Annotated in this window: 21 protein-coding genes; 9 read left to right on the forward strand and 12 right to left on the reverse strand. The window is 70.4% G+C overall.

All coding sequences use genetic code 11. The annotated features are described in order from the left end of the window. Positions 1 to 2: 2 nt before the first annotated feature. Positions 3 to 1127, reverse strand: coding sequence for a tRNA guanosine(34) transglycosylase Tgt (gene tgt, locus IM708_RS02205; RefSeq protein WP_209424678.1), 1125 nt, complete (start codon positions 1125 to 1127; stop codon positions 3 to 5). 117 nt (positions 1128 to 1244) lie between these two features. On the opposite strand from tgt, the gene IM708_RS02210 reads away from it, so the two are divergent. From IM708_RS02210 to hemF, 4 genes are all read left to right on the forward strand, one after another. Continuing rightward, complete coding sequence (locus IM708_RS02210) at positions 1245 to 1601, forward strand: SUF system Fe-S cluster assembly protein (RefSeq protein WP_209424679.1); 357 nt, start codon at positions 1245 to 1247, stop codon at positions 1599 to 1601. A 30-nt stretch (positions 1602 to 1631) separates the two neighbouring features. Beyond that, positions 1632 to 2018 (forward strand): iron-sulfur cluster assembly accessory protein, encoded by a 387-nt coding sequence (locus tag IM708_RS02215; protein WP_209424680.1) that lies wholly within the window; start codon positions 1632 to 1634, stop codon positions 2016 to 2018. 117 nt (positions 2019 to 2135) lie between these two features. Next, positions 2136 to 2861, forward strand: a complete 726-nt coding sequence (tpiA, locus tag IM708_RS02220; protein ID WP_209424823.1) for a triose-phosphate isomerase — start codon at positions 2136 to 2138, stop codon at positions 2859 to 2861. A 144-nt stretch (positions 2862 to 3005) separates the two neighbouring features. Next, on the forward strand, positions 3006 to 3887 hold the full coding sequence (gene hemF / locus IM708_RS02225) for an oxygen-dependent coproporphyrinogen oxidase (protein WP_209424681.1): 882 nt from the start codon (positions 3006 to 3008) through the stop codon (positions 3885 to 3887). 216 nt (positions 3888 to 4103) lie between these two features. Here the strand turns inward: hemF and lpdA are convergent, their stop codons facing one another. From lpdA to IM708_RS02260, 7 genes are all read right to left on the reverse strand, one after another. After that, positions 4104 to 5501 (reverse strand): dihydrolipoyl dehydrogenase, encoded by a 1398-nt coding sequence (gene lpdA / locus IM708_RS02230; RefSeq protein WP_209424682.1) that lies wholly within the window; start codon positions 5499 to 5501, stop codon positions 4104 to 4106. Between the two features lie 4 nt (positions 5502 to 5505). Then, positions 5506 to 6825, reverse strand: coding sequence for a dihydrolipoamide acetyltransferase family protein (locus tag IM708_RS02235; RefSeq protein ID WP_209424683.1), 1320 nt, complete (start codon positions 6823 to 6825; stop codon positions 5506 to 5508). A gap of 2 nt (positions 6826 to 6827) precedes the next feature. Beyond that, on the reverse strand, positions 6828 to 7841 hold the full coding sequence (locus IM708_RS02240; RefSeq protein WP_209424684.1) for an alpha-ketoacid dehydrogenase subunit beta: 1014 nt from the start codon (positions 7839 to 7841) through the stop codon (positions 6828 to 6830). A gap of 1 nt (position 7842) precedes the next feature. Further along, positions 7843 to 9075, reverse strand: a complete 1233-nt coding sequence (locus IM708_RS02245) for a 3-methyl-2-oxobutanoate dehydrogenase (2-methylpropanoyl-transferring) subunit alpha (RefSeq protein ID WP_209424685.1) — start codon at positions 9073 to 9075, stop codon at positions 7843 to 7845. Between the two features lie 89 nt (positions 9076 to 9164). After that, complete coding sequence (locus IM708_RS02250) at positions 9165 to 10646, reverse strand: tripartite tricarboxylate transporter permease (protein WP_209424686.1); 1482 nt, start codon at positions 10644 to 10646, stop codon at positions 9165 to 9167. Next, positions 10646 to 11137: a tripartite tricarboxylate transporter TctB family protein gene (locus tag IM708_RS02255; protein WP_209424687.1), complete on the reverse strand. Its 492-nt coding sequence runs from the start codon at positions 11135 to 11137 to the stop codon at positions 10646 to 10648. The genes IM708_RS02250 and IM708_RS02255 overlap by 1 nt, the downstream gene beginning before the upstream one ends. Beyond that, positions 11130 to 12089 (reverse strand): tripartite tricarboxylate transporter substrate binding protein, encoded by a 960-nt coding sequence (locus IM708_RS02260; protein WP_209424688.1) that lies wholly within the window; start codon positions 12087 to 12089, stop codon positions 11130 to 11132. Before IM708_RS02260 ends, IM708_RS02255 begins: the two co-directional genes overlap by 8 nt. Positions 12090 to 12273: 184 nt before the next feature. Between IM708_RS02260 and IM708_RS02265 the strand changes: the two genes are divergently transcribed. From IM708_RS02265 to IM708_RS02275, 3 genes are all read left to right on the forward strand, one after another. Then, complete coding sequence (locus IM708_RS02265; RefSeq protein ID WP_209424689.1) at positions 12274 to 13392, forward strand: glycosyltransferase family 1 protein; 1119 nt, start codon at positions 12274 to 12276, stop codon at positions 13390 to 13392. After that, a complete protein-coding gene (locus IM708_RS02270; RefSeq protein WP_209424690.1) occupies positions 13389 to 14375 on the forward strand; it encodes a UDP-2,3-diacylglucosamine diphosphatase in 987 nt (328 codons plus the stop codon). Before IM708_RS02265 ends, IM708_RS02270 begins: the two co-directional genes overlap by 4 nt. Positions 14376 to 14496: 121 nt before the next feature. Continuing rightward, on the forward strand, positions 14497 to 15147 hold the full coding sequence (locus IM708_RS02275) for a DUF1236 domain-containing protein (protein ID WP_209424691.1): 651 nt from the start codon (positions 14497 to 14499) through the stop codon (positions 15145 to 15147). A 69-nt stretch (positions 15148 to 15216) separates the two neighbouring features. On the opposite strand, the gene IM708_RS02280 is transcribed toward IM708_RS02275, so the two are convergent. The 3 genes from IM708_RS02280 to IM708_RS02290 form a co-directional block, all read right to left on the reverse strand. Continuing rightward, positions 15217 to 16191, reverse strand: coding sequence for a quinone oxidoreductase (locus tag IM708_RS02280; RefSeq protein ID WP_209424692.1), 975 nt, complete (start codon positions 16189 to 16191; stop codon positions 15217 to 15219). Positions 16192 to 16256: 65 nt separating this feature from the next. Beyond that, on the reverse strand, positions 16257 to 16637 hold the full coding sequence (locus IM708_RS02285; protein WP_209424693.1) for a hypothetical protein: 381 nt from the start codon (positions 16635 to 16637) through the stop codon (positions 16257 to 16259). A 136-nt stretch (positions 16638 to 16773) separates the two neighbouring features. Next, positions 16774 to 18297, reverse strand: a complete 1524-nt coding sequence (locus IM708_RS02290; protein WP_209424694.1) for a helicase HerA-like domain-containing protein — start codon at positions 18295 to 18297, stop codon at positions 16774 to 16776. Between the two features lie 162 nt (positions 18298 to 18459). Here IM708_RS02290 and IM708_RS02295 point away from each other — a divergent pair, with 162 nt between their 5' ends. Then, entirely contained in the window at positions 18460 to 19134 is a 675-nt protein-coding gene (locus tag IM708_RS02295; RefSeq protein ID WP_209424695.1) for a D-Ala-D-Ala carboxypeptidase family metallohydrolase, read from the forward strand. A 179-nt stretch (positions 19135 to 19313) separates the two neighbouring features. Here the strand turns inward: IM708_RS02295 and IM708_RS02300 are convergent, their stop codons facing one another. Next, positions 19314 to 19784 carry an Lrp/AsnC family transcriptional regulator gene (locus tag IM708_RS02300; RefSeq protein ID WP_209424696.1) on the reverse strand — a complete coding sequence of 157 codons (471 nt, stop codon included), beginning with the start codon at positions 19782 to 19784 and terminating at the stop codon, positions 19314 to 19316. 116 nt (positions 19785 to 19900) lie between these two features. Here IM708_RS02300 and IM708_RS02305 point away from each other — a divergent pair, with 116 nt between their 5' ends. Beyond that, positions 19901 to 21379, forward strand: a complete 1479-nt coding sequence (locus tag IM708_RS02305; RefSeq protein ID WP_209424697.1) for an aminotransferase class V-fold PLP-dependent enzyme — start codon at positions 19901 to 19903, stop codon at positions 21377 to 21379. Positions 21380 to 21384 lie beyond the last annotated feature (5 nt).

Here is a 21384-nt window from a genome sequence, read left to right on the forward strand (position 1 = left end):
CCCTACAGCGGCTCGATGTCGCCCGCCGCGCGCTGGGCGTGAAAGTCCCGCACGAACGCCAGAAGGCCGCCCGCTGCGATCGCCGCGCGCAGGCCGCGCATCAGGTCCTGGTAGTAGTGCAGGTTGTGCCAGGTCAGCAGCATCGCGCCGATGATCTCGTCGGCGCGCACGACATGGTGCAGGTAGGCGCGCGAATAGCTGCGGCAGGCCGGGCAGGTGCAGTCCTCGTCCAGCGGACGCGGGTCGTCGCGGTGCCGCGCGTTCTTCAGGTTCACCGCACCGCGCCGGGTCCAGGCCTGCCCCGTCCGACCCGACCGCGTCGGCAGCACGCAGTCCATCATGTCGACCCCGCGTTCGACCGCCCCCACGATGTCGTCGGGCTTGCCTACGCCCATCAGGTAGCGTGGCCGATCCTCGGGCAGGAAGCCCGGCGCGTAGTCCAGCACCCCGAACATCGCCGCCTGCCCCTCGCCCACCGCCAGCCCGCCGATGGCGTAGCCATCGAAGCCGATCTCGACCAGTGCGCGCGCCGATTCCTCGCGCAGCTCCCGCGTCACCCCGCCTTGCATGATCCCGAAGAGCGCATGCCCCGGCCCGTCGCCGAACGCTTCCTTCGACCGAAGCGCCCACCGCATCGACAACCGCATCGATTCGGCCACGCGCGCATCGTCCGCCGGCAGCGCCGGGCATTCGTCGAAGGCCATCACGATATCCGAGCCCAGCAGCCGCTGGATCTCCATCGACCTTTCCGGAGTCAGCATGTGGCGCGAGCCGTCGATATGGCTCGCAAAGCGCACCCCTTCCTCGGTCAGCTTGCGCAAGCTGGCAAGGGACATCACCTGAAACCCGCCCGAGTCGGTCAGGATCGGCCCGTCCCAGTGCATGAACCGATGCAGCCCCCCCAGCGCCGCGATCCGTTCCGCCCCCGGCCGCAGCATCAGGTGATAGGTATTGCCCAGCAGGATGTCGGCGCCGGTTTCGCGCACGCTTTCGGGCAGCATCGCCTTGACGGTGCCTGCCGTGCCCACCGGCATGAAGGCCGGCGTCCGGATCGCCCCGCGCGGCGTCTCGATCACGCCGCACCGCGCCTGCCCGTCCCGTGCCTGCAGATCGAACCGAAAACCCATGCCGCGCCCCCTTGACGCGCCTTCTTGCGCGATTTGCCCCGGCTTGCCAAGCCGCGCCACTGGACGCAGCGGCACCTTTTCCTATATGAATGGTCAGGTAAACGACGGGACCGCCGCATGACCACCGACACGACCGAGGGCGAACCCCTCATCCGCCCCTCCTCGACCGAGCATCCGCTCTACGAAAATGTCGTGGAGGCCTGCCGCTCCGTCTTCGACCCCGAGATCCCGGTCAACATCTACGACCTCGGCCTGATCTACACGATCGACATCAACGCCGAGAACGAGGTGGGCATCGTCATGACCCTGACCGCCCCGGGCTGCCCCGTCGCCGGCGAGATGCCGGGCTGGGTCGCCGACGCGGTCGGCGCGCTCGACGGCGTCAAGCAGGTCGATGTCGAAATGACGTTCGAGCCGCAATGGGGCATGGACATGATGTCCGACGAAGCCCGGCTTGAACTGGGCTTCATGTAACGGCCCCCAGACAACCCCGAAGGATTTTCCATGTTCGCCATTCCCGGCAAATCCCCCGTGACCATGACCCCGGCCGCCGAGCGCCAGATCGCGCGGCTGATGGCGCGTCAGGGCAAGCAGGGCCTGCGCATCGGCGTCAAGAAGGGCGGCTGCGCGGGCATGGAATACACGATGGAGGTTGCCGACGAGGTCGGCCCGCACGAGGAAATCGTGGAACAGGGCGCGGCGCGGGTGATCATCGCGCCCATGGCGCAGATGTTCCTCTTCGGGACCGAGATCGATTTCGAGACGGGGCTGCTGGAAAGCGGCTTCAAGTTTCGCAATCCCAACGTCACCGAAGCCTGCGGTTGCGGCGAATCGATCAAGTTCGGCGATGTGGACGAGATGGCCGCAAAAATGGGCCGGACCGGCACCTGATCGCTCCCGACCGCGCCCCCGCCACCCCGGTTTCCCGTCAATCTTTCCCGACGACCTAGGATCGCGCGCCCGCGCAGGCTATGACGGCCTCTGAAAAGGAGACTGTCCATGCCCGAACTGCCCCGCCTGGCCGCCGGCAACTGGAAGATGCACGGCCTTTCCGACGACCTCGCCGAGGCGCGCGCCCTGGCCGCCACCTGGCCGGATCCGCCGGTCGACGTGGTACTCTGCCCGCCCGCGACGCTGATCGCGCGGATGTCGGTGGTATTGGCCGGCTCGGGCATGCGCATCGGCGGGCAGGATTGTCACGCCGCCACCTCGGGCGCGCATACCGGCGACATCTCGGCGGCGATGCTGGCCGACGCCGGGGCCAGCCATGTCATCCTCGGCCATTCCGAACGCCGCGCCGATCACGGCGAGACCAGCGCGCAGGTCGCCGACAAGGTGCGTGCCGCCTGGGATACCGGGCTGACCACGATCGTCTGCATCGGCGAGACCGAGGCCGAGCGCAACGCCGGCGCCACGCTCGAGGTCGTGGCCGGGCAGCTGGAACACTCCCTGCCCCGGAACGCGACAGCCTCGAACACCGTCGTTGCCTACGAGCCCGTCTGGGCCATCGGCACGGGCCGCACCCCCTCGCCCGACGAGATCGCAGAGGTCCACGCCTTTCTGCGCGGCCAGTTGCCCGACCCCGGCATCCGCCTGCTCTACGGCGGGTCGGTCAAGCCCGCCAATGCCGACAGCATCTTCGCCCTGCCCGAGGTCGATGGCGCGCTGGTCGGCGGCGCCTCGCTGAAGGCCGCGGATTTCGGCGGCATCATCGCGGCGCTTGGCCGCGCCTGACGGCCCGCGCCATGCGGCGGCCAGAGGCGGCGCCGGGTCGCGGCTGACGATCCCGCCAACGCAGGCCAACGGCCCCCCGCGCCGCGCCACTGGCCTCGCCCCCCGGTTTCTGCCAAGACAGGGTCGCCAGCAGAGGGAGCCCGCATGAGCACGGATGATTTCGACACCCGCAAGGCCCGCGCGGCCGACTGGTTCATCACCCTGCGCGACCGCATCCTGGCCGCGTTCGAGGCGCTGGAAGACGCCGCCGGGACCGACGCCGGTGACCGCGCGCCGGGGCGGTTCGAACGCCGGGCGACGCAGCGCGAGGAAGGCCGCGGCGGCGGGGGCGAGATGAGCGTGATGCGCGGCGGGCGCGTGTTCGAGAAGGTGGGCGTCAATGTCTCGGCCGTGCATGGCTCGTTGGGCGAACGGGCGCAAAAGGCGATGGCGGCGCGCGGCGTGCCGGGGATGGCGGAGGACCCGCGCTTCTGGGCCTCGGGCATCAGCCTGGTCGCGCACATGCAGAACCCGCACGCGCCGGCGGTGCACATGAACACGCGGATGTTCTGGACGCCGGGCGCGTGGTGGTTCGGCGGCGGCGCCGACCTCAATCCCTGCCTCGAGTATGCCGAGGATACCGCGCATTTCCACGCCACGCTTCAATCCGCCTGCGACGCCCACGCGCCCGACTACTACGCCCGCTTCAAGGCCTGGGCGGACGAGTATTTCTTCATCCCCCACCGGGGACGCGCGCGCGGCGTCGGGGGCATCTTCTACGACGACCTGAACACCGGCGACTGGGAGGCCGACTTCGCCTTCACCCAGGCCGTCGGCGCGGCGTTCCTGCCCGCCTTCCTGCCGCTGGTTGAGCGTCGGCGGACGCTGCCCTGGGGCGCGGACGAGCGCGACGCGCAGCTGATCCACCGCGGGCTCTATGCCGAGTACAACCTCGTCTACGACCGGGGCACGAAGTTCGGGCTGGAAACCGGCCACGACCCCGACGCGGTGCTGATGAGCCTGCCGCCGCTGGCGAAGTGGGTGTGAGGGCGGGACGCAGGCGTCCAAATTTGGACGGCGGCGTAAGCTGTTGATTTGGAATACTTTCGTCTGAATAATTAACCCGATCTTCATTCCTTCGGTGCGCCGGAATATGGGCGCGCCAGTGGTTGCGATCCGGTTAAGAAAAAGTCGGGTTCCTTTTTGAATCAAGGACTTGCCAGTTTGTGCAAACTTGCACACCGCCCCCCGACCCGGACGCGCTCAGATATGCAGCGCGTGCCCCAGCGCCTTGAGCGCGGCTTCGGGGAAGGCCTCGGACTGGGTCGGGTGGGCGTGGATCGTGCCCGCCACATCCTCGATCCGCGCGCCCATCTCGATGGCGAGCGCAAAGGCCGCCGACAGTTCCGCCACACCCTGCCCCACCGCCTGAATGCCCAGCACCAGGTGATTGTCGGCCCGCGCGATGACCCGCACGAAGCCCGCGTCCGAGCCCAGCGTCATCGCCCGCCCGTTGGCGCTGAACGGGAAGCTGCCGGTCTTGATCTCGCGCCCGGTTGCCCGCGCTTCGTCGGGCGACAGGCCCACCGACACCACCTCCGGGTCGGTGAAGCACACCGCCGGGATCGCCCGCTTGTCCCAGCCGCGCCGGTTGCCGGCGACGATCTCGGCCACCATCTCGCCCTGCGCCATGGCCCGGTGCGCCAGCATCGGCTCGCCCGTCAAGTCGCCGATCGCATAGACCCCGCGCATCGAGGTGCGGCATTGCTCGTCAATCCGGATGAACCGCCCGTCGCGGTCAAGGTCCAGCTCCTCCAGCCCCCAGCCGTCGACCAGCGGCCGGCGGCCCACCGTGACCAGCAACTTGTCCGCCGGCAGCCGACGCTCCTCGCCCTCCGCATCCTCGATGACCAGCGCCGCGCCGTCCGAGGACAGCCGCCGCGCCTTGGCGCCGGTCAGCACCTCGACCCCCAGTTCCGCCAGCCGTTTCGCGACGGGCTTCGTGAGGTCCGCATCCCAGAGCGGCAGGACACGCCCCTCGGCCTCCACCACCGTGACCCTGCTGCCGAGCTTGGCAAACGCCGTGCCCAGTTCCAGCCCGATATAGCCCGCGCCGACGACGACCAGCCGTTCCGGCAGTTCGGTCAGTTCCAGCGCCCCGGTCGAGGAGATGACCCTGTCGCCGAAGGGCAGCGACGGCAGTTCCACCGGCACCGAGCCGGTCGCGATCACGACGGCTTCGGCCCGGATGACCTGCACGCCGGTTTCGGTCTCCACCTCGACGGTCTTGCCATCGCGGAACCGCGCCCAGCCCGCGACGGTCTTCACGCCCGCGCGCTTCAAGAGGCCCGCCACCCCCGAGGTCAGCTTGCCGACGATGCCGTCCTTCCAGGCGACGGCCTTCGCCAGATCGAGCACCGGGTCCGCCGCCGTCAGCCCGAAGGGCGAACCGCCCGCCGCCGCCTCGACCAGTTTGGCGAATTCGTCGGCGGCGTGGATCATCGCCTTCGACGGGATGCAGCCGACGGTCAGGCAGGTGCCGCCGGGTTTTTCGGCCTCGACGATGATCGTGTCGACGCCCAGCTGCCCCGCGCGGATCGCGCAGACATAGCCGCCCGGGCCCGCGCCGATCACCAGAAGCTTGCAGGTCAGCTCCTTCATCGGTTCAGTCCTCCAGGAACAGCATGGCGGGGGTTTCCAGCAGGGTCTTGATGCGCTGCACGAATTGCGCGGCGTTCCAGCCGTCGATGATCCGGTGATCGAAGCCCGAGGAGAGGTTCATGATCTTGCGCGGCACGAACCCCTTGCCGTCCCAATGCGGGCGCACGGCCATCTTGTTGACGCCGACGATGGCAACCTCGGGGTGGTTGATAACCGGGGTCGAGACGATCCCCCCCAGCGCCCCGAGCGAGGTGATGGTCAGGGTCGAGCCGCTGAGTTCCTCGCGCGTGGCGGTGCCGTCGCGGGCGGCGGCGGTGACGCGGGTCATCTCCTCGGCCAGGTCGCGCAGGCCGCGCGCCTCGGCGTGGCGGAGGACGGGGACCATCAGCCCGGCGTCGGTCTGCGTGGCGATACCGACATGCACGCCGCTGTGGCGGCGGATGACGCCGGCCTCGTCGTCATAGGTCGAATTGACCATCGGCTGATCGTCCACGGCGCGCACGATGGCGCGGATCAGGAAGGGCAGGATGGTCAGGCGGCTGCCTCCCTCGGCGTTCAGCCGGCCGCGCAGGTCCTCAAGTGCTGTGACATCCACCTCCTCGACATAGGTGATGTGGGGAATGGAGCGTTTGGCCAGCGCCATCTTTTCGGCGATGCGGCGGCGCAGTCCGACGACCTTGATCTCCTCGACCTCGGTGCGGCGTTGCCGGCCGGGGGCGGCCGCGGTGCCGGGGCCGCGGGCGATGAAGGCGTCGAGGTCGTCATGGCTGATGCGGCCGGCGGGCCCTGTGCCGGGCACCTGGCGCAGATCGACGCCGGCCTCGCGCGCGCGCAGGCGGACGGCGGGGGCGGCCAACGGGCGTTCGCCCTCGGCCCGCGGGGCGCTGCCGCCGGCGGCCGGAGCCGGGCGCTTGGCGGCGGGTTTGGGGGCCGGTTTCGGTGCGGGTTTGGGTTTGGGTTCGGGTTTCGGCTGCGGTTCGGTATCGGGCAACTGGCCCTCGCCCGACTCGACCAGCCCCTCGCCCAGCGGTTCGGTGTCGTCGCGGGGCGGCGCCTTCTCGGCGGGCGCCTCGCCCTCCTCGCCCGGGACCTCCAGCTTCAGAAGCGGCGCGCCGACCGACAGCGTCTCGCCCACCTCGGCCCCCAGCCAGGCGACGGTGCCGTCGCGGGGCGCGGGGATCTCGACCGTGGCCTTGTCGGTCATCACCGCGGCGAGGGTGTCATCCTCGCGCACCACGTCGCCGACCTTGACGTGCCATTCGACCAGTTCGGCCTCGGCCACGCCTTCGCCGATATCGGGCATCTTGATGACATGCTCGGCCATCCTCACGCCTCCATCGTCGCGCTGAGCGCCTCGGCCACGCGGGCGGGGCCGGGGAAATAGTCCCATTCCTGGGCATGCGGATAGGGTGTGTCGTAGCCGGCAACGCGTGCCACCGGCGCCTCCAGATGCCAGAAGCATTCCTCCTGCACCAGCGCCGTCAGCTCGGCGCCGAAGCCCGAGGTCAGCGTGGCCTCGTGCACGACGACGCAGCGGCGGGTCTTCTTGACCGAGGCGACGATGGTGTCCAGGTCCAGCGGCAACAGCGTGCGCAGGTCGATCACCTCGGCATCGATGCCGGATTCCTCGGCCGCGGCTTCGGCGACATGGACCATCGTGCCGTAGGTCAGGACGGTGACCGCGCCGCCCGGGCAGCGGACCACGGCCTGGCCCAGATCGACGGTGAAGTGATCCGCCGGCACCTCGCCCAGCGGGTGCTTGGACCAGGGGGTGACGGGGCGGTCGTGGTGGCCGTCGAAGGGGCCGTTGTAAAGGCGCTTGGGCTCGAGGAAGATCACCGGATCCGGATCCTCGATCGCCGCGATCAGAAGGCCCTTGGCGTCGTGCGGGTTCGACGGGACCACGACCTTCAGGCCCGAGACATGGGTGAACAGCGCCTCGGGCGACTGGCTGTGGGTCTGGCCGCCGAAGATGCCGCCGCCGGTGGGCATGCGCACGACAATGGGGCAGGTGAACTGCCCGTTCGACCGGTAGCGGATGCGCGCGGCCTCGGACACGATCTGGTCGTAGGCGGGGTAGACGTAGTCGGCGAACTGGATCTCGACGCAGGGGCGCAGGCCGTAGGCGGCCATGCCGATCGCCGCGCCGACGATGCCGGCCTCGTTGATCGGGGCATCGAAGCAGCGGGTGACGCCATATTTCTGCTGCAGGCCCTGCGTGCAGCGGAAGACGCCACCGAAATAGCCCACATCCTCGCCGAAGACGACGACCTTGTCGTCGCGGCCCATGGAGACGTCCATCGCGGACCGGATCGCCTCGATCATGGTCATGCGCGCCATGTCAGACCCCCGCCTTCTGGCGCTGGCGGCGCAGGTGCGGCGGCATGGTGGCGTACACCCCCTCGAACATGTCGCGGGTCGAAGGCTTGCCGCCCGAATGCAGCGTGCCGTGCTTTTCTGCCTCGCGCTGCGCGGCAACGACCTCGTCCATGATCTCGGCCTCGGCCTGGGTGTGGCGTTCGTCCGACCAGGCGCCGATCTTGATCAGGTGGTTCTTCAGGCGGATCACCGGGTCGCCCAGCGGCCAGGCGTCGGATTCGGTCTTTGGTCGATAGGCCGAGGGGTCGTCGGAGGTGGAATGCGCGCCGACCCGGTAGGTGACATGTTCGATAAGTGTCGGGCCCAGGTTGCGGCGCGCGCGCTCGACCGCCCATTTCGCCACCGCGTGCACGGCCAGGTAGTCGTTGCCGTCCACCCGCAGCGACGGAATGCCGAAGCCGTGGCCGCGCGCGGCAAAGGTGCCCGACCCGCCCCGCGCGATGCCCTGAAAGGTGGAGATCGCCCACTGGTTGTTGACGATGTTCAGAACCACCGGCGCGCGGTAGGTCGAGGCGAAGACCAGCGCCGCGTGGAAATCGCTTTCCGCGGTCGAGCCATCCCCGATCCAGCCCGCGCTGATCCGCGTGTCGCCGCTGATCGCCGAGGCCATCGCCCAGCCCACCGCCTGGATGAACTGCGTCGCGAGGTTGCCGGAGATCGAGAAGAAGCCGTGATCCTTGGCGGAATACATGATCGGCAATTGCCGCCCCTTCAGCGGGTCCGCCTCGTTCGAGAAGATCTGGTTCATCATCTCGACCATCGGGTAGTCGCCGGCGATCAGCAGCCCCGCCTGCCGGTAGGTCGGGAAGTTCATGTCGCCAGGCTCCATCGCCCGGCGGAAGGCGCAGGCCACGGCCTCCTCGCCCATGTGCTGCATGTAGAAGCTGGTCTTGCCCTGCCGCTGCGCGTTCTGCATGCGGGCGTCGAACGCCCTGAGCGTCATCATGTGGCGCAGGCCGTCGCGCAACTCGTCTTCGTTCAGCAGGCCCGCCCAGGGGCCGACCGCGTTGCCCGAACGGTTGAGGACGCGGATGATGGAATAAGCCAGATCGCGGATCTCGCGCGGGTCCACGTCCACCGGCGGGCGTGGTACCGACCCGGCCTTGGGGATCGGGACATGGCTGAAATCCGGCGCGTCCCCGGGCCGAACCTCGGGTTCGGGAACATGCAGGCGCAGCGGCTCGGTATCGGACATCGGGCCTCCCTGCGGCAAGTCGCCCTTGGGGCGATCATTGGGGCAAGCGTATAGCGCACGCCGCCGGCGTTCAAGTGGCGCGCGGCGCGTCAGCCGCGGCGGCGCAGCGCCGTGTAGAGGCTGTGCAGCAACAGAAGCGCCGCGAGGCCGAGGAACGCCGCGCTGATCGGGCGTTCGAGAAAGATCATCGGATCGCCGCGCGACACGGTCATCGCCCGACGCAGGTACTGCTCCAGGAGCGGGCCGAGGATGAAGCCCAGCAGAAGCGGCGCGGGTTCGAACCGCAGAAGCCGCATGCCGTAGCCGATGGCCCCGAAGATCAGCACCAGCCAGATGTCGAAAGCCGAGTTCCGGATCGAAAAGACGCCGATGCAGATGAAGACCAGGATCGCCGGATAGAGCAGCCGGTAGGGGATGCGCAGGATCGAGATCCAGAGCCCGATCAGCGGCAGGTTCAGCACCAGCAGCATCAGGTTGCCCAGAACGAAGCTGGCCACCAGCCCCCAGAAGAGCGCCGGTTGCTGCGCGATCAGCCCCGGACCGGGGATGATGCCGTGGATGATCAGCGCGCCCAGCATCAGCGCCAGCACCGCATCGCCCGGCACGCCCAGTGTCAGGGTCGGAATGAAGGCGGTCTGCGCGGCGGCGTTGTTGGCCGCCTCGGGCGCCGAGATGCCCTCGATCGCGCCCTTGCCGAAGCGCGAGGGATCACGCGCGATGCGCTTTTCCACTGCATAGGACACGAAGGACGCGATCGAGGACCCGGTTCCCGGCAGCGTTCCAAAGCCCGCCCCGATCCCCGCGCCGCGGGTCATGGCGGGGATCGCGGCGCGCCAGTCCGCGCGGGTCGGAATCATCTCGCGCCAGCGCGGGCGGCGGGCCGCGGGGGCGCCGCCGCGGGCGGCATTGGCGATGACTTCGGACACGCCGAACAGCCCCATCGCCATGGCCACCAGGCCGATGCCGTCGGCCAGTTCAGGGATGCCGTAGACGAAGCGAAAGGTCCCGGTCTGCAGATCGGTGCCGACCGTGCCCAGGATCAGCCCCGCCGCCACCATGATCAGCCCGCGCACCGGCGAGCCCTGGGTCAGCAGCGCCGCCGCCATCAGCCCCAGCACCATCAGCGCGAAATACTCCGCCGCCTGAAAGGACATCGCCGCGCGTGCCAGCAGGGGCGCGAAACCGGCCAGCAGCAGCACCCCCAGGACGGAGCCCGCGAAGGACGCGATCGTGGTGATGAACAGCGCCACGCCCGCGCGGCCCTGCTGGGCCATCGGATAGCCGTCCAGCGTGACCACCGCCGCCTGCGGCGTGCCCGGCAGGCGCAGCAGGATCGAGGCGGTGGAGCCGCCGTATTGCGCGCCGTAGTAGATGCCCGCCAACATGATCAGCGCCTCGGTCGGCGGGATGTGGTAGGTGACTGGCAGCAGCATCGCGATGGCGGCCATCGCCCCGATGCCGGGCAGGACGCCGATCAGCGTGCCCAGCGTCACGCCAAGAAAGCAGAAGAACAGCGCCGCCGGCGAAACCGCGGTGTGGAAGCCAAGCGCGAGATTGGCGAAAAGATCCATCAGGGCCGGGCAGCGAAGGCCGGCAGTTGCAGGCCCAGTCCCAGCCCGAAGATCGCCCAGGAGAGGACCGCCAGCGCCCCCGCCAGCGCCAGTGCCGCCAGTGGGCGCAACTGGCCCGACCCCTGCGCGGCGATCATCACCAGCGCCGCGACCGCCGGGATCAATCCGGCACGCGGGAGCAGGTAGGCGAACGCACCGAGCCCGGCCAGAACCGCGATCAGCGCGCGCGGGTCGGCGCGATCCTCGGCCTCGCCCGGGGGTTCACCACGCCAGAAGGCGGTCGCGGCGAGCACCGTGCCGAGTATCGCCATCAGGGCGCCCAGCAGCATCGGGAAGTATCCCGGCCCCATGCGCCGCGCCGTTCCCAGCGCGTAGGATCCTGCCTCGCCCATGACCCAGAGGCCGACCAGCAGCGACAGTGCGCCGCCGATCACGCCCGGGGCAGCGAGACGCCGTCGTAAGGGCGGCGTCCCGGCATCCTCGTCACTCATTCAGCAGCCCGGCGGCCTCCAGCACCGAGCGCCATCGCGGCGTTTCCTCGGCGATGCGCGCCTCGAATTCCGCCGGCGTCATCTGCACCGGGGCAAAGCCCAGCCCGCTGATCCGCTCCTGCATTTCGGGATCCGAGAGGAGTTCGGCGAGCGCGGCGTAAAGCGTGTCCACAACCGCGTCCGGCGTGCCGGCGGTGGTGACAAGGGCGTTCCACGCCTCGGCCTGCACGCCCTCGATGCCGAGTTCGGCGAAGGTGGGCACGTCGGCGACGATCGGCATGCGCTCGGCCGAGGTCTGGGCGAGCAGCTTCAGCGTCCCTTCCTCGGCCTGGCTGAGCACGGCCAGCGGCGGCATCGTCGCCATCTGCGCCTCGCCCCCGATCACCGCCTGCACCGCCTCGGGCGACGAGGTGTAGGGGATGTGCTCGATCTCGGTCCCCGAGGCCAGCGCCACCATCTCCATCGCCAGTTGCGAGATCGAGCCGACGCCGATCGAGGCATAGTTGTAGCCGCCGGGATCGGCGCGCAGCAGGTCCAGCAGTTCGTCCAGCGTGTCGACACCCAGCTCGGCATTGACCGCCAGCACGCTGGGTTGCGTGCCCAGCATGGTGACCGGGCGGATGTCTTCCTCGGGGTCGTACATCAGCTCCATCCGCATCGGGTTCACGATCAGCGGTCCGGGGATGGTGACGCCCAGCGTGTAGCCGTCCGGCTCGGCCTTGGCGACGGCGTCGAGGCCGATGTTGCCGCCGGCGCCGGGGCGGTTGTCGACGACGAAGGGCTGGCCAAGCTTCTCCTGCAGCCCGTCGGCGATCAGCCGCGCCAGCAGGTCGGGGGTGGAGCCGGCGCCAAAGCCGACGACCACGGTGACGGTGCGCGTCGGCCAGTCCTGGGCCAGCGCGGGGCCGGCGGCGAGAAGGGCTGCGCAGGCGAGTGTCGCTATTTTCTTCATGTTTCCAGTTCCTCCCTGAAGGCGAGGCGCGACGATAGCGCCAGCCGTTGCGTGTTGACAAGCGCGCGCAGTGCCGGAAGGCCCCATCGCGCTGCGGGCCGCGACTGACATGCCGATGTTACACGCGTGGTCCAACCTCTCGCCACGGCGCCCGGCTGAAGCGGCGTGCAGCGACGAGGGACCCATGACCCCGGAACCCGCCGGCCTCCCCGCCCTCCCCGACGCGCAGGCGACGCCGCCTCGCGCTTCGGATCCCACCGCCACGCCCCTGCCCCGGCGCCTGCTGATCGTCAGCGACGCCTGGCACCCGCAGGTCAACGGGGTCGTGCGCACCTACGAGAACATCGCGCGCGTCCTCGCGGCCGAGGGCTGCGCGGTACGGGTGATCGGCCCCGACGCCTTTCGCCGCGTCGCGCTGCCCTTCTACCCCGAGATCCCGCTGGCCATCGCCCCCTACCGCCGCCTCGCGCGGATGATCGAGGATTTCGCGCCCGAGGCGATCCATATCGCGGTCGAGGGGCCGCTGGGCTGGGCGGCGCGGCGCTGGTGCCTTGCGACCGGCACGCCCTTTTCCACAGCCTTCCACACCAACTTTCCGGCCTATGCCGCCCTGCGCGTCCCCCGTCCCGTCCGCGCCGCCGTCACGGCGCAGACCATCGCCGCCTTGCGCCGGTTTCATGCGCCGGCGCAGCTGATCCATGTCGCCGCCCCCTCGGTCGCCGAGATGCTGCGCGACTGGGGGTTTCGCAACCGGCTGGTCCGGCTGTCGCGCGGCGTCGACCTGTCGCTGTTCCATCCCGGCCCCGACCGCCCGCCCGCTGCCCGCCCGGTGCTGCTTTATGTCGGGCGCGTCGCCCCCGAAAAGAATATCGAGGAATTCCTGGAACTGCCGGTCGCCGCGCGCAAGGTGGTCGTCGGCGACGGCCCGCTGCGCGCCACGCTGGCCCGCCGCCACCCCGCGGTCGACTTTCGCGGCACCCTGACCGGCCCCGCCCTGGCCGAGGCCTATCGCGCGGCGGATGTCTTCGTCTTTCCGTCGCGCACCGAAACCTTCGGCATCGTGCTGATCGAGGCGCTGGCCTCGGGCCTGCCGGTGGCCGCCCATGACGCGCCGGGGCCGCGCGACATCCTGGGCGGGCAACCCGGCCTGGGGGTGATCGACGCCGATCTGGGCCGCGCCGTCGCCCGCGCGCTGATCGCGCCCGGCACGCCGGCGCAGCGGCACGCGCATGTCCGCGCGCAGTATTCCTGGGACGAGGTGGCGCGCGCCTTCCGCGCCCACGCGGCGGAGATGACGCGGTGACGCCGGCCGCCCCGCGCCGCGTGCGCAGCGTCTTCGTTTCAGACCTGCACATGGGCTACCGGGGCGCCGATATCGCGGCGCTGAACCGCTTCCTGTGCGCGCACGACTTCCGGCACCTCTATCTGGTGGGCGACGTGCTGGACGGCTGGAAGCTGGAAAAGCGCTGGTACTGGAACCGCGACTACAGCGATTTCGTCGATCTGCTGATCGAGTTGCGCCGCCGTCGCGTCCGGATCACCCTGCTGACCGGCAACCACGACGAACGCCTGCGCGACGTGCTGGCGATCCTGTTCCGCCCGATCCTGCTGCGCCGTTTCGGCATCCGGATCGAGGAGCGGATCATCCACCGCGCCCGCGACGGGCGGCGCTATCTGGTGATGCATGGCGACCAGTTCGACGGGCTGCTGGTGCGCGGCGCCTCGCGGCTGGCCGACCGCGCCTGGTCCTGGCTGGGCGAGAAGGCGCTGGTCCGGCCACGCCGGGCGCTGACGCGGCGCGGCGGGCGGCCGCGGCGCTGGTCGCTGGGCAAGGCGATCGCGCAGAACGGCCAGTCGCTGCTTGCCCGGTTTTCGGCCAGCGCGGTGCGGCGCGCGGCGCGCGACGGCGTGGACGGGATCGTCTGCGGCCACAGCCATGTCCCGGGGCTGAGCGACGCGGGCGGCGTGATGCTGGCCAACTGCGGGTCCTGGACCGGCGCGCGCGAGGCCGGCGCCCATCACACCGCGCTGGTCGAGACGCTGGAGGGGCGGCTGGAACTGGTCACCGCCCCAGCCTGCCGCCCGCCCCCTGACGACCTGCGCCTGCGCGGCCTTGCCCCCGATCGGGCGGGCACGCGCCACGCCGATGCGGCGCGGCTGGTGCGGTTGATCCACGCGCTCTGGCCCGCGCCGGCCACCGCCTCTCCGACCGTGCGCAACGCGCCGGCCCGCCCCCTGCCCGACGCTACCGACGCCGCCCCCCTGCCGACCGTACCCGGGCGCTGAGCCGCCGTGCGCGATGTTCCGCCGGGTCCCGCCGTTTCGCGGGAACCCGAACCGCGGCAACGGGTTTCTTCGGGCATGAATGCCGGATCACCCGGCACAAGCCGAAAGAAGGAAAAGTGACATGACTGCCAGGAAAATTCTTGGCGGCTCGCTCGCAGGGATCCTGCTTGCGACGACCGCCCTTGCCGAAACCAGCGCGACGGCGACCACCGATCTGAACCTGCGGTCGGGCCCCGGCCCGGTGCACGAGGTCATTTCGGTCATTCCCGAAGGTGGAACGGTGACCGTCGGCGGTTGCCTCGATACCTCGGACTGGTGCCAGGTCACCCGCGACGGGGTCGAGGGCTGGGCCTATGGCGCCTATCTGAACACCGAGATCGAGGCCGAGCCGACGCCGATCGCCGCGCCCGCCGCGCGCCAGACCATCCGCATCATCGACCGCCAGGAAACCGGCGCCACGACCACTGCCGGCGGCGCGCTTGGCGCCATCGCCGGCGCGATCATCGCCGGCCCGCCGGGCGCGCTGATCGGCGCTGCCGCCGGCCTGGGCGCCGGCGCGCTGGCCGAGCCGACGACGCGCGAGATCACCTATGTGCGCGAAAACCCGCTGGATCCGGTCTGGCTGGAGGGCGAGGTCGTGGTCGGCGCCAGCCTGCCCGAGGCCATCACCCTGACGCCGGTGCCCGACAGCGAGTTCACCTATGCCTATGTGAACCACGTCCCGGTCATCGTCGAACCTCAGGAGCGGACGATCGTCTACGTTCCGCGCTGATCGGCGGGACCGGAAAGGGAAGGCCCGGGCATCGCGCCCGGGCCTTTCGCGTTTTCCGGCCCTTCGCGCTCAGGGCTGCAGGATGGTCGAGCCGGTGGTCTTGCGCGCCTCCAGCGTCCGGTGCGCCTCGGCCACCTGATCGAGCGGGAAGCGCTGGTCGATGCGGATCTTCACCGCGCCCGACAGCACCTTGTCGAAGAGGTGGCGCGCCATCTCCTGGCAGCGGGCGTGCTCGGCGATATGCGTGAAGAGCGTCGGCCGGGTGAACTGCAGCGAGCCCTTGGATGCCAAAAGCCCCGGCTCCACCGGCGGCACCTTGCCCGAGGCATTGCCGAAGGAGATCAGCATGCCCACCGGCCGCAGGCAGTCGATCGAGCCCGCGAAGGTCGCCGCACCCACCGAATCCATCACCACGTCGACGCCGCGCCCGTCGGTGAGGTCGCGCACCGTCTTCGGCCAGTCGGCGTCGCGGTAGTTGATGCATTCCTCGGCGCCATGTTCCTTCGCCAGCGCGCATTTCTCGGCCGACCCGGCGGTCCCGATCAGCCGGATCCCCTCGGACCGCGCCCATTGGCAGGCGATCAGCCCGACGCCGCCCGCCGCCGCGTGGAAAAGCACCGTGTCGCCCGCCTTCAGCGGCACCGTGCGGTGGAACAGGTACTCGACCGTCAGGCCCTTCAGCATCATCGCCGCGCCGGTCTCGAAGGCGATCCCCTCGGGCAGCGGGCAGACCTGGGCGGCGGGCATCACGCGCGCCTGCGCGTAGGACCCCGGCGGCTGGGCGGCATAGGCCGCGCGGTCGCCAGGCTTGAGGTGGCTCACCCCCTCGCCCACGGCCTCGACCACGCCGGCGGCCTCCATGCCCAGGGCATGCGGCAGGGTCATCGGATAGAGCCCGTCGCGCTGGTAGACGTCGATGAAGTTCAACCCGCAGGCTTCGTGCCGGATGCGGATCTCGCCCTTGCCCGGCTCGCCCACCGGACGATCCTCGATCTCCAGCACCTCGGGGCCGCCATGCGCCTGGATCACCACGGTCTTCACCATTTCCTCACCTCCGCTGAATGTTTCGGCGCGACGCTAACCGAAGGCGCGGACGGGGTGAAGGGCGCTCAGCCGGGAAAGCGCGCCTCGCAGGCGGCGATCTCCAGCCGCGCGCGTTCGCGCAACTCGGCCTCGCGGGCCTGCAACTGGCGCAACTTGCGCCGTTCCGCCAGCACGTCAATGGCGACGGGCCGGTCGCGCACCTCGGTCTCGGTCCGGGTGCAGATGCCCAGCGGGTTCGCGGGCGTCAGGCAGAGGCTGACGCCGGTGCGCACGGTCGGTTCGGCCTGGGTGGCGAAACCGCGCGCGATGTTGCGCTCGGTCTCGACGATCAGTTCCTCGACGATGCGCACGTCCTCCAGCGCGTCCTCGACGCAGTCGCCGCGCCGGTCGGCGCAGGCGGCAAGCAGGGCAAGTGCCGGCAGGGCAAGAAGAAGTGGCGCGCGCATGGGTCGGGTCCTGGACGAATCGGGCGCAACATAGCCGTTTTTCCGCCCCCCGCAATTCACACTCGCGAAGGGCCGGGATGGACCCCTGCAGCGGTGCAGGAATACGTCAGGTCACGCACCTCGATGGCCGCGCCGCTCAGCGCCCGCGGAACAACCCGCCCAGCACGCCCCGCATCACCGCCTGCCCGGACCGCGACCCAAGCTGGCGGGCGAAGGACTTGGCAAAAGCCTCGACCGGGGTTTCGCGGCCGCGCGCGGGCGCGGTGGCGGGCTCGTAGCGCCTTGCATGGGCGAATTCGCGCGCCTTCTCGGTCTCGGCCTGCGCCAGCGCGGCCTCGGCGGACTTCGCGGCCTCTTCGGCGCGGCGGGCGAGGCGTTCATGCGCGGAATCGCTGTCGATCACCGTGTCGTACTTGCCCACGAAGGGCGAGGCCGCGATCAGCTGCGCCCGCACCCCCGGCTCGACCGGCCCGATCAACGAGGCCGGCGGCCGGATCAGCGTGCGCTCGACCACGCCCGGCACGCCCTTGCCATCCAGAAGCGAGGTCACCGCCTCGCCGGTGCCGACCTCGCGGATGGCGGTTTCGACGTCGAAGCGCGGATTGGCGCGGTAGGTCTGCGCCGCCCGCCGAAGCGCCTGCTGGTCGCGCGCGGTGAAGGCGCGCAGCGCGTGCTGCACCCGGTTGCCCAGTTGCGCCAGGATCGCATCGGGCACGTCGTCGGGGTTCTGGGTGACGAACCAGACGCCCACGCCCTTCGACCGGATCAGCCGCGCGACGCGCTCGACCTTCTCGACCAGGGCGCGGGGCGCACCGGAGAACAGCAGATGCGCCTCGTCGAAGAAGAAGACCAGCTTCGGCTTCTCGGGGTTGCCGACCTCGGGCAGTTCCTCGAAGAGTTGCGACAGCAGCCACAGCAGGAAGGTCGCGTAAAGCCGCGGCGTCTGCATCAGCTTCGCCGCCTGCAGGATTTTCACGCGCCCGCGCCCGTCGGCATCCACCGCCATCAGGTCCGCGATCTCCAGCGCCGGCTCGCCCAGGAAATGGGCCGCGCCCTGCCCTTCCAGCACCAGCAGCCGCCGCTGGATCGCCCCGATCGACGCCGCCGACACATTGCCGTAGCGCAGCGTCAGCTCGCGCGCGTTCTCGCCCAGGAAGACCAGCATCGACTGCAGATCCTTCAGGTCCAGCAGCGGCAGCCCCTCCTCGTCGGCGATGCGGAAGGCGATGTTCAGCACCCCTTCCTGCGCCTCGGTCAGTTCCAGCACGCGGGCCAGCATCAGCGGCCCCATCTCGGCCACGGTGGTGCGCACCGGGTGCCCCTCGGTCCCGAAAAGATCCCAGAAGGTCACCGGGCAGCCGCGATAGCCGATCTCGTCCAGACCGATGGTCGCGGCGCGCTTCACGAACGCCTCGTGCAGCTTGCCCTCGCCCCGGCCGGGCAGCGCCATGCCGCCCAGATCGCCCTTCACGTCCGACAGGAAGACCGGCACGCCGGCGGCCGAAAACCCCTCGGCCAGGACCTGCATGGTGACGGTCTTGCCGGTGCCGGTGGCGCCGGCGACCAACCCGTGGCGATTGGCCATGCGCAGAAGCACCTCCTGCGGCACGCCATATCCGTCGCCGCCGCCACCCAGAAAGATGCTTTCCGCCGCTGTCATCGCCTGTCCCCTCGCCCTGCGCAACGATGTCTAGCTGGTGGCGGCGCGCCTGCCTAGCCGCCTGATCGCGGCGCGGGCCGCGCGGGGCAACGTACGGAGGGGAAACCCGCGGGCAACCGGGTCCGGGCATCCTGCGCCAAAACCGATGACACGAGGATGATCATGACCCAATCCCCCCGCGCCTATGCGCATGCAAGCGACGTTCCGGTGACCACCTGGCGCTGGCCCAACTTCACCCCCGAGGAACTGGCCTGCCGCGGCACCGGGGAACTGGTGATCGACCCGCGCGCGCTGGACATGCTGCAATCGCTGCGCAACCGTCTGGGCAAGCCGCTGATCGTCACCTCGGCCTATCGCAGCCCGCGACACAACGCCCGCGTCGGCGGCGCGGCGCGGTCCCGCCACCTCGACGGCATCGCCTTCGACATCCGCATGGACAACCACGACCCCGAGGCCTTCGTGGCGCAGGCGCGCGCTGTGGGCTTCCACGGAATCGGGACCTATCCGCGGCAGGGGTTCGTCCATATCGACGCCCGCCCCGCGTCCGAGGCCGCGGCCTGGGGCGATCGCTTCCCGAAACGCGCCACCGCCTTCGCGCCCGAGGCCCCGCCGCCGCGCCCGACCCTGGCGGGCAGCCGGACGCTGGCCGGCGCGGGCGCGGCGGGCGTGGCGGTAATGGCCGGCGGCGCGGCCGACCTGGCGGAGGAGGCGCAGGTGGCGCTGCCCTGGCTCGCGCAGCTCGATACCGCGCGCTGGGTGCTGCTGGCCGTGGCGCTGGCGGGTCTGGCGCTGGTCGTCCGCGCCCGGATCAGCGACTGGAAACGCGGCCTGCGCTGAGTGCTCCAGACCGCCAACGGCCATCAACGCGCCCCCCCTCCGGGGCGCGTCTTGCGTTGGGGAAGGACCGCACCCCGCCGAGCAAAGCTTTCCTCGCGGTTAACGCCGGAACCTTTTCCATTATAGATCAATGTCGTGAAGCCTTGTGCGCCAGCGCACGCCGGCCCGCACCCCCCGGCTCAGACCAGCCTCTGCAGGTCCACCGCGCGGTTCTCCAGGATCGCCTCCATCGAGAAGAGGCCGGTCACGGTGTCAAACTCGAACCCGGTGATCAGGCGCTGGTAGAAGCGGTCATAGCCCGCCATCCCGCGCGTCGCGACCTTCAGCATGTAGTCCCAGTCGCCGCCGATCCGGTGGCAGTCGATCGCCTCGGGCAGGCTGGCGACGTGGCGGGCAAAGCGCTCGGCCCAGTCACGCGAATGGTTGCGCGTGCGGATCATCACGAAGACCGTCAGGTCCAGCCCCAGCGCCGACAGGTCCACGAGCGTGCGCGTCCCCTGCACGTACCCAGCCCCCTGAAGCCGCTGCAGCCGCCGCCAGCAGGCGTTCTGCGACAGGCCCACGCGCTCGGCCAGTTCGCGCTGCGACAGGTTCGCGTCGCGCTGCAGCACATCGAGGATACGGATATCGATTTCATCGATCTTGCTCATTTTGCCGATCATATGACCCACAGTTTCGCATAAATGGCAAGAACTTTGGGACGTTTGCGTCGGGATTCCGGGCTATCCTGATCGCATCCAATTCCTGACCAGCCACGGACCGACCGATGCGCGACACGACCCACGACATCGACCCCGCCGACCCCTTCGCCGCCTTCCACGCAGCGCTCGCGGCGGGTGGCGATTCGGTCGACACCCTGCGCGCCGGGCTGATCGGCGACGGCCTGCGCATCGACGGCCCCTTCGGCCCGCAGCCGCTGGTCTATGCCGACTACACCGCCTCGGGCCGCGCGCTGATGCCGGTCGAGCGCTTCATGCTGGAAGAGGTGCTGCCCTACTACGCCAACAGCCATACCGAGGCGTCGTTCTGCGGCGCCTTCATGACCCGCCTGCGCCGCGCCGCGCGGCAGGTCGTGGCGCATGGCTGCGGCGCCGGGCCGGACCATGCCGTCGTCTTCTGCGGCGCCGGCGCCACGGCGGGGGTCAACCGGCTCGTGCACCTGCTGGGCGCGGGTCCGGGCACGCGCGTGCTGCTCGGCCCCTACGAGCATCACTCGAACATCCTCCCCTGGCGCGACAGCGGCGCCGAGGTGATCGAGATCGTTGAAGGCCCCGAAGGCGGCCCCGACCCCGAGCATTTAGCCGCGGCCCTCGCCGACAGCCGCGGCGCGGCGCGGGTGATCTGCGCGTTCTCGGCGGCCTCCAACATCACCGGCATCCTGGCCGACGTCCCGGCGCTGACCCGTCAGGTCAAGGCCGCGGGCGCCTGCATGGTCTGGGACTATGCCGGCGGCGCCCCCTATCTGCCCATCGCCATGACCCCCGCGCCCGATGCCGCCATCGACGCCCTCGTGCTCTCGCCGCACAAGTTCCCGGGCGGACCCGGCGCCTCGGGGGTGATGGTACTGCGCCGCGAAGCCGTGCGCACCGACGCGCCGTCCTGGACCGGCGGCGGCACCGTGCGCTTCGTGTCGTCCGACGCGCACGACTACACCGACAGCCTCGAGGCGCGCGAGGAAGCCGGCACGCCGAACGGCCCCGCCGACATCCGCGCGGCGCTGGCCTTTCTGGTCAAGGCCGCCATCGGGCAGACGCGGATGGACCGCCGCCATGCCGAGCTTTGCGCGCGCATCGAAACCGCCTGGCGCGACCATCCGCGCCTCCAGCTTCTGGGCGCGCCGGGGCTGGCGGGGCTGCCCATCGCCTCGTTCCGGCTGCGCGACGGGCGCGGCGGGCATGTCCACCAGCAGCTTGTGACGCGCCTGCTCAGCGACCGCTTCGGCATCCAGGCGCGCGGCGGATGCGCCTGCGCCGGCCCCTATGTCCACCGCCTGCTGGACATCGACGCCGCGCAATCCGCCCGCCTGCGCGCCGCGATACTCAACGGGGACGAGGTCGCCAAGCCCGGCTTCACCCGGCTCAACCTCAGCGTCCTGATGACGGATGAAAAGGTCGACTACATCCTGCAGGCCGTCCGCACGCTGGCCGACACCGCCCCCGACCTCGCCAAGGGTTACACCTGCGACCCCGCGCGCGCGATCTTCACCCCGCGCCCCGACCGAAGCGCCAGCCGCCCCGACGCCTGAAGCCC

Origin of the sequence: Pararhodobacter sp. SW119 (genome assembly GCF_017811755.1) — a bacterium.
GTDB lineage: Bacteria > Pseudomonadota > Alphaproteobacteria > Rhodobacterales > Rhodobacteraceae > Pararhodobacter.

Excerpts from the sequence above, each read along its gene's own strand:
- IM708_RS02275 (WP_209424691.1), top strand. The coding sequence starts at position 14,497 with ATGACTGCCAGGAAAATTCTTGGCGGCTCGCTCGCAGGGATCCTGCTT.
- IM708_RS02300 (WP_209424696.1), bottom strand. The coding sequence starts at position 19,784 with ATGAGCAAGATCGATGAAATCGATATCCGTATCCTCGATGTGCTGCAG.
- IM708_RS02210 (WP_209424679.1), top strand. The coding sequence starts at position 1,245 with ATGACCACCGACACGACCGAGGGCGAACCCCTCATCCGCCCCTCCTCG.
- IM708_RS02245 (WP_209424685.1), bottom strand. The coding sequence starts at position 9,075 with ATGTCCGATACCGAGCCGCTGCGCCTGCATGTTCCCGAACCCGAGGTT.
- IM708_RS02290 (WP_209424694.1), bottom strand. The coding sequence starts at position 18,297 with ATGACAGCGGCGGAAAGCATCTTTCTGGGTGGCGGCGGCGACGGATAT.
- hemF (WP_209424681.1), top strand. The coding sequence starts at position 3,006 with ATGAGCACGGATGATTTCGACACCCGCAAGGCCCGCGCGGCCGACTGG.
- IM708_RS02285 (WP_209424693.1), bottom strand. The coding sequence starts at position 16,637 with ATGCGCGCGCCACTTCTTCTTGCCCTGCCGGCACTTGCCCTGCTTGCC.
- IM708_RS02260 (WP_209424688.1), bottom strand. The coding sequence starts at position 12,089 with ATGAAGAAAATAGCGACACTCGCCTGCGCAGCCCTTCTCGCCGCCGGC.
- IM708_RS02235 (WP_209424683.1), bottom strand. The coding sequence starts at position 6,825 with ATGGCCGAGCATGTCATCAAGATGCCCGATATCGGCGAAGGCGTGGCC.
- IM708_RS02240 (WP_209424684.1), bottom strand. The coding sequence starts at position 7,841 with ATGGCGCGCATGACCATGATCGAGGCGATCCGGTCCGCGATGGACGTC.
- IM708_RS02295 (WP_209424695.1), top strand. The coding sequence starts at position 18,460 with ATGACCCAATCCCCCCGCGCCTATGCGCATGCAAGCGACGTTCCGGTG.
- IM708_RS02305 (WP_209424697.1), top strand. The coding sequence starts at position 19,901 with ATGCGCGACACGACCCACGACATCGACCCCGCCGACCCCTTCGCCGCC.
- IM708_RS02265 (WP_209424689.1), top strand. The coding sequence starts at position 12,274 with ATGACCCCGGAACCCGCCGGCCTCCCCGCCCTCCCCGACGCGCAGGCG.
- IM708_RS02280 (WP_209424692.1), bottom strand. The coding sequence starts at position 16,191 with ATGGTGAAGACCGTGGTGATCCAGGCGCATGGCGGCCCCGAGGTGCTG.
- IM708_RS02250 (WP_209424686.1), bottom strand. The coding sequence starts at position 10,646 with ATGGATCTTTTCGCCAATCTCGCGCTTGGCTTCCACACCGCGGTTTCG.
- lpdA (WP_209424682.1), bottom strand. The coding sequence starts at position 5,501 with ATGAAGGAGCTGACCTGCAAGCTTCTGGTGATCGGCGCGGGCCCGGGC.
- IM708_RS02255 (WP_209424687.1), bottom strand. The coding sequence starts at position 11,137 with ATGAGTGACGAGGATGCCGGGACGCCGCCCTTACGACGGCGTCTCGCT.
- IM708_RS02215 (WP_209424680.1), top strand. The coding sequence starts at position 1,632 with ATGTTCGCCATTCCCGGCAAATCCCCCGTGACCATGACCCCGGCCGCC.
- tgt (WP_209424678.1), bottom strand. The coding sequence starts at position 1,127 with ATGGGTTTTCGGTTCGATCTGCAGGCACGGGACGGGCAGGCGCGGTGC.